Source organism: Actinoplanes awajinensis subsp. mycoplanecinus (genome assembly GCF_001509495.1).
GTDB lineage: Bacteria > Actinomycetota > Actinomycetes > Mycobacteriales > Micromonosporaceae > Actinoplanes > Actinoplanes palleronii.
The window spans coordinates 1-15,667 of the sequence record NZ_LLZH01000042.1; the positions used below are offsets into that span (position 1 = coordinate 1).

Annotated in this window: 12 protein-coding genes; 3 read left to right on the forward strand and 9 right to left on the reverse strand. The window is 73.6% G+C overall.

What is annotated here, in order from left to right; genetic code table 11:
* Positions 1-387 precede the first annotated feature (387 nt).
* From ADL15_RS08855 to ADL15_RS08890, 8 genes are all read right to left on the reverse strand, one after another.
* A complete protein-coding gene (locus ADL15_RS08855) occupies positions 388-1,140 on the reverse strand; it encodes an ABC transporter ATP-binding protein (RefSeq protein WP_067686993.1) in 753 nt (250 codons plus the stop codon).
* Positions 1,137-1,892 (reverse strand): ABC transporter permease, encoded by a 756-nt coding sequence (locus ADL15_RS08860; RefSeq protein ID WP_067686967.1) that lies wholly within the window; start codon positions 1,890-1,892, stop codon positions 1,137-1,139. The genes ADL15_RS08855 and ADL15_RS08860 overlap by 4 nt, the downstream gene beginning before the upstream one ends.
* Positions 1,889-2,683 carry a class I SAM-dependent methyltransferase gene (locus ADL15_RS08865; RefSeq protein WP_067686970.1) on the reverse strand — a complete coding sequence of 265 codons (795 nt, stop codon included), beginning with the start codon at positions 2,681-2,683 and terminating at the stop codon, positions 1,889-1,891. The genes ADL15_RS08860 and ADL15_RS08865 overlap by 4 nt, the downstream gene beginning before the upstream one ends.
* A 4-nt stretch (positions 2,684-2,687) precedes the next feature.
* Positions 2,688-3,665 (reverse strand): ABC transporter substrate-binding protein, encoded by a 978-nt coding sequence (locus tag ADL15_RS08870; RefSeq protein WP_067686972.1) that lies wholly within the window; start codon positions 3,663-3,665, stop codon positions 2,688-2,690.
* 96 nt (positions 3,666-3,761) lie between these two features.
* Positions 3,762-5,333, reverse strand: a complete 1,572-nt coding sequence (locus tag ADL15_RS08875) for a GTPase domain-containing protein (protein ID WP_067686975.1) — start codon at positions 5,331-5,333, stop codon at positions 3,762-3,764.
* A gap of 2 nt (positions 5,334-5,335) precedes the next feature.
* Positions 5,336-9,082 (reverse strand): GTPase, encoded by a 3,747-nt coding sequence (locus tag ADL15_RS08880; protein ID WP_198170652.1) that lies wholly within the window; start codon positions 9,080-9,082, stop codon positions 5,336-5,338.
* A gap of 10 nt (positions 9,083-9,092) precedes the next feature.
* Positions 9,093-10,490 carry a GGDEF domain-containing protein gene (locus ADL15_RS08885; RefSeq protein WP_067686981.1) on the reverse strand — a complete coding sequence of 466 codons (1,398 nt, stop codon included), beginning with the start codon at positions 10,488-10,490 and terminating at the stop codon, positions 9,093-9,095.
* A gap of 20 nt (positions 10,491-10,510) precedes the next feature.
* Positions 10,511-11,689 carry an FIST signal transduction protein gene (locus tag ADL15_RS08890; protein ID WP_067686984.1) on the reverse strand — a complete coding sequence of 393 codons (1,179 nt, stop codon included), beginning with the start codon at positions 11,687-11,689 and terminating at the stop codon, positions 10,511-10,513.
* A 170-nt stretch (positions 11,690-11,859) separates the two neighbouring features.
* Here ADL15_RS08890 and ADL15_RS08895 point away from each other — a divergent pair, with 170 nt between their 5' ends.
* Entirely contained in the window at positions 11,860-12,591 is a 732-nt protein-coding gene (locus tag ADL15_RS08895; RefSeq protein WP_067686987.1) for a molybdopterin-dependent oxidoreductase, read from the forward strand.
* Positions 12,575-13,222, forward strand: a complete 648-nt coding sequence (locus ADL15_RS08900; protein WP_198170654.1) for a cytochrome b/b6 domain-containing protein — start codon at positions 12,575-12,577, stop codon at positions 13,220-13,222. The genes ADL15_RS08895 and ADL15_RS08900 overlap by 17 nt, the downstream gene beginning before the upstream one ends.
* Here the strand turns inward: ADL15_RS08900 and ADL15_RS08905 are convergent.
* Entirely contained in the window at positions 13,193-13,639 is a 447-nt protein-coding gene (locus ADL15_RS08905; protein WP_067686990.1) for an AAA family ATPase, read from the reverse strand. The genes ADL15_RS08900 and ADL15_RS08905 overlap by 30 nt on opposite strands.
* Positions 13,640-13,700: 61 nt before the next feature.
* Between ADL15_RS08905 and ADL15_RS08910 the strand changes: the two genes are divergently transcribed.
* Positions 13,701-14,993 (forward strand): serine/threonine-protein kinase, encoded by a 1,293-nt coding sequence (locus ADL15_RS08910; RefSeq protein WP_083971026.1) that lies wholly within the window; start codon positions 13,701-13,703, stop codon positions 14,991-14,993.
* The last annotated feature ends 674 nt before the right edge of the window (positions 14,994-15,667 follow it).

Consider the following 15,667-nt stretch of genomic DNA (forward strand, 5'->3'; position numbering starts at 1 on the left):
ACTGGACCGGCCACCCCCTCGACCGCACCCGAACCACCCACCTCCAACGCCTCAACTTCACCCTCGCCGCATAACCCCACCGAATAAACCAACAGGGTCCCCGCAGGCTACGAGCCACGTCCCGCGGTGGCCTCGCGCCACACCGCCCCCACTCCCGGCCGCGGCCGCGCCCCAGGCTCACCGGCTGGTGCTCAGGGGTGCCTCACAGCCTGTGAGGCACCCCTGAGCACCAGCCGAGACCGCAACGCGCGCTCCCACCGCGACCACTCCGGACTGCAGCCGCGCGCCCGGTCCCCGGCTGGTGCTCAGGGTTGTCTCACGGCGGTCGAGGCACCCCTGAGCACCAGCCGGGGCCGCGACGCGCGCTGCCACCGCCCGGAGGGTCGGTCAGTCGTGCAGCAGCAGGTCGTGCAGTTCGGCGACGTAGCCGGCCGCGGCGGCCACGTGCGCGCTGTGGCCGAAGGAGCGCGGGCGCGGCAGGGCGATGTCGAGCACCTGGCGGACCCGGCCCGGGCGGGTGCTCAGCACCACCACCCGGTCGGCGAGCAGGACCGCCTCGGCGATCGAGTGGGTGACGAAGACCGTGGTGGCCGGGGCGCTCATGTGCATCGCCTGCAGCTGGGTGGCCAGTTCCTCACGGGTGAGCGCGTCCAACGCGGAGAACGGCTCGTCCATCAGCAGCACCCGGGGCTGCTGGATCAGGGCGCGGCACAGCGCGACCCGCTGCTGCATGCCGCCGGACAGTTCGTACGGATGGCGGTGGTGAAATCCGGTCAGGCCGACCGCGTCGAGCAGTGCAGCGGCCTTGACCCGGTGGTCGGCCCGGGGCAGGCGGCGGATCTCGACCGGCAGCATCACGTTGCCCAGCGCCGTGCGCCACGGCAGCAGCGCGGGCAGCTGGTGCATCAGCACCACGTCGGCGCGGGGCCGGCGCACCGGGGCACCGTCGACGGTGACCGTGCCGCTGGTCGGCGCGAGCAGCCCGGCCATCAGCCGCAGCAGGGTCGACTTGCCGCACCCGGAACGGCCGATCACGGCGACGAACTCGTGCTTGTCGACCCGCAGATCGATGTCGGACAGCGCGGTGACCTCGCCGTCGCGGGTCGGAAAGGTCCGCGACACCCGGTCCAGGCCGATCATCCGGCGATCGCCCGCGACCACGGCACGAGCAGCCGTTCCACCGCCACCACCAGGTAGAACAGCGCGGTGCTGAGCAGCGCGAGCAGCACGATCGCGGCGAACGCGAGCGGGGTGTCGAACGACATGCCGGAGAGCACCACGACCGCGCCGAGCCCGCCGCTCGGGTTGCTGATCTCCGCGACCACCGCGCCGATCACCGCGAGGGAGACCGCGACCTTCAGGCCGGTGAACACCTGCGGCAGCGCCCACGGCAGGCGGATCTTGACGTACGTCTGCCACGCCGAGGCGGACAGTGACCGGCTCAGCTCGCCGAGCTCGGACGGTGTCGAGGTGAGCCCGGCCATCGTCGCCACCACGATCGGGAACACGCAGATCAGCAGCACCAGGACGACCTTGGGGCGCGGGCCGAAGCCGAGCCACACCACCAGCAGCGGGGCGACCGCGACCTTCGGCACCGAGTTCAGCGCGACCAGCACCGGCAGGGCGGCCCGTTCCAGGGTGCGCGAGGCGGTCAGCGTGACCGCGATCAGCAGGCCGAGCAGCACGGCCAGGCCGAACCCGGTGACCGTCTCGAGCAGCGTGGCGCCGGTCTCGCGCAGCAGGTAGCCGGGCTGGGCGCGGAACGCCGCCACCACGTCGGGTGGGGCGGGCAGGAACAGCGGGCGGATGCCGAACACCACGGTGGCGCCCCACCAGAGCCCGATCGCGGCGAGCGCGCCGGCGACCGGCAGCACCGGGCGGGACGCGTTCACCGGCGGCGGCCGGCCACGGCGTAGGTGAAGTGCCCGCGGATGACCAGGCGCGGATCCTCGGCCAGCGCGCTGAGCCGGTCCAGCTCCTCGTCGGTGAACCCGGCGTCACGGAACCCGGCGCGCAACTGGGCGATGTTCGCCGCGATCAGCCGGGCGCCGGCGGTGCCGCCCGGCCAGGACGAGGCCCGGATCTCGGTGTGCACGCCGGTGAGCCCGGCCGCCAGCAGCGCGGCGTGCGCGGTCGCACCCCAGCCGGGGTCGCCGCCGTTGCCCGGCAGCAGCCGGCCGACCAGGGTGTCGTGGTAGCGCTCGACCAGCGCCGCCGTCTGCGGGTCCGGGGCGGCCAGCACCAGGCCGCGGTACGCCGACACCCACTCCTCGATCAGCAGCGTCCCGCCCGGGGCCAGCGCGGCCACCAGCCGGGTCAGCACGTCGGCGCGGCCGGGCAGGTGGGACAGCACCAGCCGGGCGTGGATCAGATCCCACGGCGGCTGCGGCACGTCCTCGGTGGTCAGGTCGTGGCGCAGCACCGCGTAGCCGCCGCTGGTGGACAGGTGGCGCGGGTTGAGGTCGGTGGCCAGCACCGTACCGGCCGCTCCGGTGCGCTCGGCGAGCCAGGCCGCGATGCTGCCGCCGCCGGCGCCGACCTCCAGGCAGCGCCGCCCGGTCAGGTCGCCGAGCGCGGTGAGCCGTTCGACGGTGAACGGGTCGAGCACCGCGGCGAGCAGCCGGTGCCGACCGGCCGCGACCGGGTCGTCGTTGTCGAACGAGTAGCTGGCGCGGGCGGTCATCGGCTCAGCCCGCCGGGGCGAGCGCGAAGTCGACGGCGGTGTCCGGGGTCAGCCCCGGCGGGATCAGGCCGTTCTTCTGCAGGGTGTCGATCTCGGCGGCGACCCGCTGGCGGTCGATGACACCGGAGGTTTTCACGTACGGCGCCATCAGGGTGATCTCCCCGACCGCGGCGGTGATGTCCGCGGCGGGCTGCGCCTTCTTCATGATCTCGGCGGCTTCCTGGGGATGCTCCATGGTGTACGCCAGGCCCTTGAGCGCGGCGTCGCGGAACCGCCGGGCCAGGTCGGGCTGGTCGCGGGTGATGACGAGCGGGGCGATCAGCCCGTTGCCGAACAGCTCCGGCAGGTACGCGCTGTACGGCAGCACCACGGTCTTCGTGCCGCCGGCCGCCTTCTCCAGGCCCTTCGCGCCGATCAGGAACGTGCTCAGCGCGTCCACCCGGTTGCTGGCCAGCAGCGCCGGCAGCTGCGCGGGTGGCGCGTTGACCCACGTCACCTTGGCCTGGTCGACACCGGCGAGTTTCGCGTACGCCGGGAACAGCAGCTGGTTGACCGAGCCGGTAGCCGCGCCCAGTTTCCGGCCCTCCAGGTCCTTCGGCGTGGTGATCCCGGCACCGGCCAGCGAGATGATCGAGACGAGGGTCTGCTGGTGGATCGCGGCGATCGCCCGGACGTCCGGGTACTCCCCCTTGCCGGCCAGGATCCAGGTGCCGGTCAGGTCGAGGTTGGCGAACTGGGCCTGCCCGGCCGCGAGGACTTTCAGGTTCTCGCCGGTGGCCGCGCCGAGCCGGATGGTGACGTCGAGCCCGGCGTCGCGGAAGTAGCCCTTCTCCTGCGCCACCCAGGCGAAGGCGTCCCGGCCGACCGCGCCGAACGCGGTCAGGTAGGTGACCTTGTCACCGGAGGACGAGCCGCCACCGGAGTCGCCGCAGCCGGTGAGCAGCAGGATGATGACCAGGAACGCGGCACAGACACGCCTCATCGGAAAGACTCCCCACCGGGGCCGACGCATTTACCGGCGACGATACCCCGGGGAGTCCACGATGGAACAGGTCTGTCCGGGTTCCGGCAGTCCGCCTCAGCGCAGGCCCTCGCCCTCGGCCACGGCCTGCTGCAGCTGGCCGACGAGCTCGCGCAGGCTCGCGTCCAGGTCGACCTGGTCGGCGGTCTCGGCGACGATCTCGTCGCGGACCGCGTCGACGAACGGCTGCCAGGCGTCACGGGCGTGCCGCGTGGCCTCGTCGACGACCTGCTGGCGCTGCTCGATCGCGGCCCGGTCCTGGCTCTGGCGCGCCTGGCCGGCCCGCCGGTCGTCGACGACCTTCGCCAGGTAGACGGCGAGCGGCAGCACGGCCTCGGCGGTCCCGACGTGCCGGCCCCAGCCCTGCGCCACCGTCACCACCCGGGTCTTGCGGCCGGTGGCCGACACGTCGTTCACCGCCTTCAACGCGCCGATCAGCATGGTCCCGACCTGCTCCAGGTGGCCGGCCACCCCGCCGGTCCCGGCCGGGGCCGCGCCGGGCTCCGGTTCGGCGCGCAGGGTCGCGGCCAGCGACGCGAAGCCGGCCCAGGACGGCCGGGCACGCTCGCGTTCCTTGGCCTTGCGGATCGACTGCCGCAGCCGTTGCAGGCGCACGTCGTGCTTGGTGAACCACTCGTCGAGGGTGCGCTGGATCTCGGCCTGCAGCTCGGCGGCGCCGGCACCGGACGCCCACGAGCGGCGCATCACCTCCTCGATCAGGCCGTCGAGCCCGGCGTGCGCGGCCCGGTCGAGGGTGTCGAGTTCGCTCTGCCAGCCGTCGCGGCGCGCGACCCCGCCCGCGGCGACCTCGGCCTGTGCGGTGTAGTCGGCCAGCTGCCGGCGCAGCTCGGTCACGGTGTCGTCCAGGACCACGCTCCAGTAGCGCTGCCCGGCCGCCTGCCGCCAGCCGGGCAGCGCCGACGGCGACACCGCCGCGACGGCGTCCGCCAGCGCGCCCATGCCGTCCCAACCGCGGAACTCGTCCCAGGTGTCGCGGTCCAGGCCGGTGTCCGGGCCGGCGCTCTGGAACGGGTCCTGCGCCACGACGAAGACCGGCACCCGCTCGTCGAGCGCGAACATCTCCCGCAACTCGCCGACCTTGCGGGCGGCCAGGTCCCGGTACGCCGCGAGGTCGTACTCCGGGTCGGCGCCGGCCTCGTCGAAGCGGGAGATGACGAACCACATCGTCCCGGCCGGCCAGCCCCGCGCGACCAGCTGCTGCAGCAGGTCACGTTCCGCGGTGGCCAGCTGCGGCGTCAGCACCGCGATGCCGACGTCGGTGAGCCCGACCGCCGCCCGGGCCCGGCGCGCGTTGTTCTGCGCCCGCATGTCGGACGCGCCGACCGCGAACCCGGGGGTGTCGCGCACCGTGCACCCGCCGACCTCGGCGTCGTTGACCTCGAACGTCTCGTGGCGCGCGCTGATCGTGAGCCAGCCGGGCACCTCGACGCCCGCGTCGACCAGCAGCCGGCGCAGCAGCGAGCTCTTGCCGGTGTCGTACGACCCGAACAGGGTCAGCACCGGCCGGTCGTGCCGCGCGAACGCGTCCCAGTCGCCGGCGTACCGCCCGGCCAGGGATCCGCCGGGCAGCCGGCCCAGCCAGTCCCGCACCGCCTCGATGTCGACCATGCTCAGGTGTTCCTTCCCGGTGTGCCGATCACGGTGTCCGCGGCGGCGAGCAGCGCGCCGGCCGTCGCGGACCGCGCTGCCGCCGCGTCCATCCGTTCTTTGATCGACGCGGTGCGGTCGAGGTGCCCGTCGAGCAGGGTCTCCAGCTCGGTGATCCGCGCGTCGAGGTAGCCGACCGGGCCCTCGCCCTGCTCCCCGCGCATGATCTGCTCGACGATCCGCGCGGCGGCCTCGTCGATCGCCTCGGCCGCTGCCTGCTGCTCGTGCTGGTGCTTGCCGGCGTTCTTGTGGTCGGTGACCATCGCCGCGACGTCGACGGCGGCCGCCACCGCGGCGAGCACGATCGAGGCCCGGGCCACGGTGGTGCCGCCCTTGACCGCGCCCCACGGTTTGAACTTGTGGCCGAGCTGCTTGCCGATCGCGTAGATCGCCTCACGGTTGCCCAGCGCCTTCGCCAGCGGTGCGGCGGCGCCCGCGACGGTGCCGGCGCCCTCGGTCACCTCCTCGTACCAGGCGGTGCCCCGGGCCTTGAACTCGGCGGCGAACTCCGGCGCCACCTGGAACTCGGCGGCGCGCATCTCGCGCCCGATCGCCGCGATGTGGTCGCTGTGCCACTCCTGCAGCCGCTGGGCCGCGTCGGCGAGATAGCGTTCCAGGTCGGCTTCGAACTGCGGTGCGGTCCACCACGACGCGACCAGGCTCTCCAGCTTCTTGGCGTCCCTGCGGTCGAGTTCGGCGACCGCGGACTTCGTCGTCACCAGGTGGCGGTCGACCATCCGGCGGGCGTCCTCGCGCAGCGACTCCTCGACGACCACGGCGTCGTCGATCGCGGCGCGCAGCGTGGCGATCACCGGTTCGGAGCGGCGCAGCTCCGTGGTGCCGTCGTCCCGTTCCTGGTCCAGGGTGTGCCGGTGCCGTTTGAGGCCGGTGACCGCGGCGTCGAAGGCGGCCGACGCGGCGGCCGCGGCCAGCCGGTCGGCGGACAGCTCGGCCAGGGTGCCGGTCAGCGCGGTGACGCCGTCCCACAGCCGGTGCTCGTCGAAGTCGCCGGGCCCGGCGGTCTCGTCCGCGCCGACCAGGCCGTACGGGTCCCCGGCCAGGCAGTGGATCCGGTCGGTGCCGACGTCGACGCCGCGAGCGGCGAACGCGGCCCGCAACTCGTCGCGTTTGCGGTCCTGCAGGTGCAGGAACGCCTCGGGTGCGGTCAGCGGGTCCACGCCCAGCTCGTCGCACCGGTTGACCAGGAACACCATCCGGGCGCCCTTCGCGGCGACCAGTTCCGAGCCGCGCGACAGCTCCTCCAGGATCGCGGTGTCACCGACCAGCAGGTTGATGTGCACGACGACGAACACCAGCGCGGCCTCGGCGATCGCCGCCAGCGCGGCACTGTCGTGCCCGGCGTGCCCGCTCTGCAGGCCCGGGGTGTCCACCAGCGTGAAGCCGGGGAACGGGTGGTGCTGCGCGGCCGCGGTCGCCGGCGAGGCGCGGATGTCGAACGCGGTGTGCGGCGTGCGGCCGCTGTCCACCACGATCCGGCGCAGCAGCGACGACTTGCCGGAGTTGTAGTCACCGAGCACGGCCAGGGCCGGTGGTGCCGCGCCGACGCGCCGGAAGGTCGCCGCGATGGCGGACAGCTCGGGGTCGCCGTCGGCCGCGGCGTCGAGGCCGGCGCGCCACGCCTGGATGCCGGCGGTGGGCGGCGTGTTCCAGGCCGCGGCGAAGGCATCGGCCAGCCGCCGGTGGTCCTGCTCGCGGCGTGCGGCGTACCGCTCGGGCACGGCGGGGTCGAGCGGCGCCGACGGGTGATCGAGATCGGACTCGAGCCAGTCCTCGCCGAGCAGCGTGCGGGTCACCGCGGCCGGCGACTCACCCATCCGGCGCTGTGCGCGCAGCAGCACGTCGGTCACCGGAGGCGCCGCCGTGATCGCCGCGGTACAGGCTCGCACGCTGCCGATCAGCTGGACGGCGCGGGCACCGTCCGTGCGCAGCGCGATCGCGGCGCGCAGCGACTCGCCGACCGCGGGCGCCAGCGCCGTCCACGCGGCGGCCCGGCTGTGCCGGACCAGGGCCTGCTCGTAGTCGGCGAACGTCTGGTCCACGGCGCGATGGCAGTCCGCGATGGCCTGCGCCTTCGACTTGCCGGCCCGCTCGGCCGCGGTGCGGGTCATCTTCCGGCCGAAGTGCTGCTGGATCTGCCCGGCGATCCCGACTCCCGCGACGGTCGCGCCGATCACCCAGCCCACCGGGTTCCAGAACATGGCCAGCGCGGCCGGCACCGCCAGGGCGCCCACGCCCACCGCGATGCCGGCGCCCCGCACCACGTCACCGGCCACGCCGGCGCCCTCCTCGCCGAGGATGGTCGCCGCGTGCGAGACCGCCGGTCCGTTGTCCAGGCTCCGGTGCTCGACCGCGACGGCCAGCTCCCGCTGCAGGAACGCCCGGCGATCCGCCCAGACGGCCTGCGCCGCGGCCGCGAGGGCCTCCTGATCGAAAACGGCCTCGGCGAACGCCGCCTCGTCGATCGTGGTCTGGTCGTCGAACGCGGTGCGGATCAGGTCGTCCGCGGCGGCCTTCGCCTGCCGCCGGCACTTCGCCAGGTGCGAGGCGGCCAGGTGCCGGACGAACCGGTCCAGCGCCCCGCTGACCGGCGACGTGTACGGCCGCCCGCGCGCCCGCTCGGACACGCTCACCAGCTCCGCGCCGGCCGCCTCGTCGCCGGCGTCGGCATCCGGATAGCCGAGCATGGCGAACAGCGATTCGGCCTGGCGTTCGGCGGCGTCCGCGTCCTGCGCGATCGCGGCCGCGAGGTCCTCGAGCTCGCCGGCCCCACGATGGCAGCGGGCCCGCAGGTCCTCGCGCAGCGCGGCCAGCCGCAGTTCGGCGCCGCCCTCGGCGATCGCGGTGGCGATCAGGCGCTCCAGGGCCGGGAAGTTCGACCAGCGGTCGAGGTAGTCGATCCCGAACTGGTCGCGTTCGTGCTGGAAGTCCTGCTCGGCCGGCCCGTGGAACGGGGTGGCGGCCCGGGCGAACAGCGCCCGCCGGCTGTGGAGCGCGACGATCGGGGTGTCCGGCAACCCGATCTGCACGAGCTGGGTGCGGATGTTGTCGGTGTGCTGGCGCACCGACGCGGACAGGTTCGCGCGCCGCGCCACCGGCACCTTCGCCGGATGCCGCCAGCGCGGGTTGCGCACGTTGAGCACCGCCACGGCCGGCTTGCCGTGGCTGCGGATCCACGCGGCGATCTTCGCGAACTCCATCTCCTGCTGCGACTGGTTGTCGAAGCACAGCAGCACGATGTCGGCGATCTCGACGGCCTCGCGCGCCTTGGCCTCGAGGTCGTCACGGCTCTCGGTACGGCCCCAGCCGTTGATCCCGGGGGTGTCGAACAGCCGGCAGTCGCGCCACGCGACCGGGCGCACCTCGGTGGTCCAGTCGCTGACGCCCGGCGACACGTACTCGCCGTCGAGGCGGCCGAACGCCGACAGCAGGGTGCTCTTGCCGACGCCGGTACGCCCGAAGAACGCGATGTTGAACGACCCGAGCGACTCCCGCTCCCGGTCGAGGTGCCGGCGCAGCTGCGCCGGGAACGCGCGGGTGAACGCGTCGAGCCGGGTGCCCGCGCCGGCCGGCGACGGCACGAACGCACCGGCCAGCTCGGCGGTGACGGCCTCCAGGACGGTCAGTTCCGCACGTCCCTGCTCGACCGCCGTGTGCACGGCCTGCTCGAGCGACACCACCTCTGTCGTCACGAGCACATGTCTACACGATGGCGGCGGCCGCCTTGCGGGCCTGTTTCGTCGTGTACATCGCGGCGTCCGCGTCGCGCAGCAGCACGTCCGCGTCGCACTCGCCGGGCGCCGCGGTGCCCACCCCGACGCTGCCGCCGACCCGCACCCGCAGCGGCCCGTCCGGCATGTCCAGCACGAACGGCTCGTCGAGCACCTCGCGGACCCGGTCGGCGACCGCCTGCGCGTCACCGCCCTCGCAGAGCACCACGAACTCGTCCCCGCCGAGGCGCGCGCACGTGCCGGCGTCACCCACCGCGCCGAGCAGCCGCCCGGCCACCTGGGTCAGCAGCAGGTCACCGGCCTCGTGCCCGTGCGTGTCGTTGACCGACTTGAACCCGTCCAGGTCGGCGAAGAGCACGCTCAGCGCGCGGCCACCGCTGCGGCGGCGGTGCACCGCGGTGGTCAGCCGCTGCAGGAACAGCGACCGGTTCGGCAGCCCGGTCAGCGCGTCGGTCTCGGCCTGCTCGCGCATCTGCTGGAACAGCAGCGCCTTCTCCAGCGCCAGCCCGCCGACCTCGGCCAGGTGCTCCAGGAACGTGCGGCCCAGGGTCCCGGCCGCCGGCGCTCCGGCGATCACCAGCGTGCCGAAGCTGCCCGCGTCACCGCCGAGGCCCAGCACCAGCCGGTCCAGGTAGACGGTGGTGCCGGCCCGCCCGACCGGCGTGCCACCCTGATGGACCGCGGCGCCGGTGACCGGCACGTGCGTCACCACCGCTTCGGCGAGCCGCTGCGCGGCCTCACCGACATCCTCGATCCGGGCCAGGTCCGCGGTCACCTCATGCAGCTGCTGGCTGCGGCGCAACTGCTCCTGGGTACGACGATGAAGGCGCCCGTTGTCCACCGCGAGCGAGATCCGGCTGACCACCGCGGCCAGTTCTTGCAGGTCGGCGTTGTCGAAAGCGATGTCGGCGCGACGGGCCAGCAGCAGGTGACCGGGGCTCTCGTCGCGCACCGTGAGCAGCCCGCAGGTCAGGTGCCGCGGCTGGTAGGCCGCGAGCCACCCGGGCACCTCGAAGTCGGCCACCGGCCCGGCCACCACCGGCGACTCGGTGCTGGGCAGCCGGGCGCCGCGCACCGGGGTGCGGTTCGCGTCCGGGGTGTCACCGAGCCCCCACGAGGCGACCAGGCGCCCGTCGCCGTTGAACACGGCCGCGATGTCCGCGCCGAACAGCTCGGCGACCTCGCACACCGCGCGGTCGAACACCTCGGCCACCTCGACGACCTGCCCCAGCGCGTTCACCAGCTGGGACAGCCGGGTGGCGCGGGCCAATGCCCGTACCGAAGCGACTCTCTCCTCGACCAGCGCGGCCCGCAAGCGGACCAGCTCACCGGAAAGTTCCTCGGCCGGGGCGGCCGGAATCGTGTGCATCGTCGTCTCCGTCATCGGTCTCAGAGGGCCAGGGTGACCACTGTCGCGTTGTGGAATCCGGTCGAGCCGGTGACCCGGGCGAACTCGCCGTAGGTGAAGAAGCCCGCGATCGGCGCCCCGCCCGTGCCGGCCTGCACCGCGACCGCCTCGGCCTCGATGTGCTCGCCGAGCGGATGCACCCGGCCCGCGCAGCTGAACACCAGCGCGCCGCGCGCCGGGCGGCCGAGCTGCGCGGCGGCGTCGGCACCGCTGCGCGCGGCCGCGTCGAGCAGATCACCGTGGTCACCGGCCATCACCTGCACCACCGACTGCTCGGTGACGTGCCCGAACATGGCCAGCCCGCCGTCCGGGGTGCGGTCGAGGATGTGCCGGCCGGCGAACCGGCCCAGCGCGTCGGCCAGGCCCAGCGGGTGACCCAGCGCGGCGCGGGCGAACGGCCGGTCCCACAGGCCCTCGCGCACCCCGGGCGGCAGGTCGGTGCCGCGCTGCGACAGGTACATCTCGACGGCGGGCCGCCCGTCCAGCTCGTGGATGATGTTGCGCTTGGCCCGGGTGACGATCATCGGGTCGCCGATCGCGTGCCAGCCGTGCTCGACGCCGATGCCGAGCGGCCGCGGTGAGTTGATCCAGACCGCGATCAGGCCGTTGGTGGCGACCCGGCCCTCGGCGTACTGGAAGGTCTGTGTCATCGAGAGGTTCTCGGCGGCCGCCCCGCCGATGATCGGGACGGTCGCGCCGGCCACCGTGTAGGCGCCGCGGACCACGGCCCGCTGGTCCCCGGCGAACCCGTCGGAGAGCATCAGCAGCACCGGGTGCCCGGCGTCCGGACCGGCCCGGTCGCGGGCCACGGCGGTGACCGCCTGCGCGGCGCCGAGCACGTCCCGGCCGATCTCGTCGTGCAGCGCGATCCCGAAGCTCAGCCCGCCGGCCGGCAGGTGCACGGCGACCGCGCCCCGCTGCAGGTTCGCGGTCGAGGTGAAGCTGCGGAACGAGGTGCAGCCGACGACCTGCGCGTCCCCGGCGGCCCGCTGGGCGGCGGCGAAGAACTGGTGCGGGTCGTAGTCGATCGTCGGGAAGACCAGGACCAGGTCGGCGGCGGTGGGTGTGCGGCCGCCGAGGGCTTCCTGGACACATGCCGTAGCGGCCTCGGCGTCGGCGGCCTGGCTGCTGCCGTGCCCGAGCTGGTCGCTGCCGTGCATGTCCGCCCTGCCTCCCGATTCGTGGTCCGCTTCTCCCTGTCGGCGCTTCTCCCTATCGGCGGGGAAGCGGCTCTCCTTATCGGCGGGAAGCGACGGAATCGACCGAAGCGGGCACAGTGCCTTTGCGTCCTAGGAGGCTGGGTCAGAAGGATCGCAGTACCGTGGCGGGCATGAGCGCACCCGAGCCGGACAGCGACGACCGCGGGGGCCGGCCCGTCGGGCGGCGGATCGTGCTCGGCGTGCTCGCGCTCGGCGCCGCCGGGGTCGCCCTCGGCGCGCGGGTGCAGGACGCCACCGACGGGGCGCTGGCCACCGTCGCCGCCAACGACCCGACCGGGCTGACCGGGCTGCTGCCCGGTGGCGGCGGGTTCCGCTTCTACTCGGTGGCCGACGCCATCCCGCACCGCTCCCCCGGCGACTACCGGCTCACCGTGGACGGGCTGGTCGAGCGGCCCGCGACGTACACCCTGGACCAGCTGGCCCGGATGCCGCGCACCCGCCTGGTCCGCGACGTGCAGTGCGTGACCGGCTGGCGGGTGCCGCAGACCGCGTTCACCGGCGTGCTGCTCTCCGACCTGCTGGCCGCGGCCGGAGTCCGCCCGGGCGCCACCGCGCTGCGCTTCACCTGCTTCGACGGGGTCTACACCGAGAGCCTGACCCTGGAGCAGGCCCTCCGGCCCGACATGCTCGTCGCCGACCGGATGCGCGACGCGGCGATCACCGACGCGCACGGCGGCCCGGTCCGGCTCTACGCCGCGCCGATGTATTTCTACAAGTCGGCGAAATGGCTGTCCGGCATCACGGTCACCGACCGCGTCACGCCCGGGTACTGGGAGGAACGCGGCTACGACATCGACGGCTGGGTCGGCAGCTCGAACGGGCGTGGTGACGATCCCACCTGATGACGCGCCGCTGCGCCGGTTCACCCCCGCCGAACGCTGGATCCACCGCGGCACCGCCGCCCTGCTGGGCACCACCATGATCACCGCCGCGTTCCTGTACCTGCCCGGGCTCGGCGAGATCATCGGCCGGCGCGCCCTGCTGGTCACCGTGCACGAGTGGTCCGGGATCCTGGCCCTGATCCCGGTGCTCGCCGGGCTGGTGTCGCGCGCCTTCCGCGCCGACCTGGCCCGGCTGAACCGCTTCGGCCCGCACGACCGTGGCTGGTTGCGGGCGACCCTGCGCCGGCTGCCGCGGCCCGCGGGCAAATTCAACACCGGACAGAAGATGTACGCGTCGCTGGCCGCCGGCGCCGTGCTCGTGATGACCGGCACCGGGCTGATCCTGTGGTTCCCGCACCTGACACCGCTGGTCACCCGGATCGGGGCGACGTTCGTGCACGACTGGGGCGCGTTGCTGCTGGGCGCGCTGGTGGCCGGGCACATCTGGATCGCCTCCAACGACCCGGAGGCGCGGGCCGGGCTGCGCACCGGGTTCGTGTCCCGCTCCTGGGCCCGGCGCCATCACGCACTGTGGGAGCGCGAGGACCACGACTCCGGAAACTCAGGGCGCTTCCCGGACCAGCTCCTCTAGGGCGTCGGCCAGGTCGGCGACCGCGCGGCGGCCGTCGAGTTCGGTGCCGGCACCGCGTCGCAGCAGCGGTTCGACGGTCCGGACGTACTCGGCGATCTCGGCGCGCTGTTCGGGTGTGCGCCCATAAGGGTTCGCCCGGTCGGCGACCCGCTGCAGCAGGACCGGCAGCGGTGCACTGAGCAGGACCACGTGGTGGAAACGGTGGTAGAAGCGGCCCTGGTTCGGCACCGCCCCGGCCACGACCAGGTCGGCGTGGGCGGCCAGCAACGCCGCCATGCGCGGCTCGTCCCACGTCCCGTCGGCCAGGGTCCAGCCGTCGTAGTCGGTGTCGACGGCGGAGCGTCCCCGCCGGCGCATCTCGTCGAGCAGCGTGCTCTTGCCCGCCCCCGACATCCCCGTCACCAGGACTCGTGCCACGCGCCCACACTAAGGCAGGGCGCCGTCCCACGTTTCGCTCCGGCCCCACGGGGCATCGAGCATGATCGTGGAGTCGCAGAAGGTGATAGCGGGCCGGTACCGGCTGCGGGAGCAGCTGGGCCGCGGTGGCATGTCGGTGGTGTGGCGCGCCGACGACGAAGTGCTCGGCCGCGAGGTGGCCGTCAAGGTCCTGTCGCCGGCGCTGGCCTCCGACCCGCTGCTGCGGCGCCAGATCCACGACGAGGCCCGCACCGCCGCGCGGCTGCACCATCCCGCTGTCGTCGCGGTGCACGACTACGGCGAGTTCCTCGACGCGGGGCAGCTTTCCTCGTACGTCGTGATGGAGCTCGTCGACGGGCGCACCCTCGCCGACATGCTCACCGCCGGCAGCCTGCCGTGGAAGGTCGCCGTGCTGGTCGGCGCGCAGGTGGCCGCGGCCCTGTCCGCGGCGCACGCGGCCGGCATCGTGCACCGCGACGTCAAACCCGCGAACGTCATGGTCACCAGCGTCGGGGTGAAGCTCGTCGACTTCGGCATCTCGGCCATCGTCGGCGCGGTAGACGGCCAGCAGGGCCGGATCCTCGGCACGCCCGCCTACCTGTCCCCGGAACGCATCCGCGGCGCCCCGGTCCGCCCGGCCACCGACGTCTACGCCCTCGGCCTGCTGCTCTACCTGGCCCTGTGCGGCCGGATGCCGTGGGACGCCTCGACGGTCACCCAGATGGTGCGCGCCCACGTGTACGCCCGCCCGGCGCCGCTGCCGGCCATCCCCGGCCTGCCCGCGCCGGTCGTCCAGCTGGTGACGCGCTGCCTGGCCAAGGAGCCCGCGGACCGGCCGTCGGCGATCGAGGTCGCCGAGCGGCTCGGCGAGATCGCCGGTCTGCCGTCGAGCCGGGTGATGCGCAGCGCGGTGGCCGCGCCGACGCTGAACCTGACCGGCCCGGCCGTTCGCCGCCCCCGGCGGGGACTGCTGGTCGCCGCGGCGGCCGCGGTGCTGATGTCCGGCGGCGGCCTCTGGTGGAACCTGGCCACCCCGGCCGACACCCTGGCCGCCACCGGCTCCGCGACGTCGTGCCCGGCGACCTGCCCCGGCAGCGCCGGCGTCAGCGCGACACCGGCCACCACGGCACCGAGCACGGCGCCGACCACGTCGCCAACGGTGAAGGCGGTCACGGTCCGGGCCACCGCCACGGCGCGCCCGGACAGCCGTCCACGCCGGACGACCGGGACCGGCACACCGGCGCGCCGCCCGGCACTGAACCCGCCGAAGCCGAAGGCCGCCCCGGTCACCGCCCCACACCCGAAGAAGCCGAAGAAAGCGAAGAAGCCGAAATCCGGGCACGGCCGCCGGTGACCCCTCAGGCCCTGAGCAATGTCAGGGTCCGGGAACCGCCGGCCGAGCGGAAGCGCCCCCGTCCTGAACTGCGCGTCGGCGGCTCCGGTTGTCCCGCGCACCCAGGGTGGTAGCGGCGGCTCAGAAAATCTGTGCCGAACCTACTAGACTTTCTTGGCAGGACCGATTAACGTTTCTCTCGTTGACAGCAAAGATCGTTGAAGACGCAGACGTAGCAGGCCGAGCGTCAAGCAGGGCTCGGAGTGTTCGTGGCTCGCTCGGCACCGCAAGGGAGTTCGCACTCCAGCAGGACAAGACCTTGACGTAACTCCAGGTCAGGGCGATGCAGGTAAGGCCGATGCACGTTCGGGGCTTTGCCTGACGCAGGAATGAACTGCTGTACGTGCGCGGGGCCATGAAGTTTGCGTGGGGTTCCGACACCAGCAGTACAGAAAATGGAAGCAGAGGAAAGGGAGGGTTGAACACCGTTGGATCGCCCGCCGTCAGGACGCAGTGCCGGTTCTGGGGTGGACACCGCAGTCTCCATCGAACGTGAGGTGGTCTCCGGTCACGCTTATGCGATCCTCGCACTCCAAGCCGCTGAAGTTCGCGGCCGGTGCGGATACGACAAGCCGACGAACCTGTTGGTAGATGGTGTAGTAAACCCGTAACCCTGGGCCCCGGCGCTTCTGCGC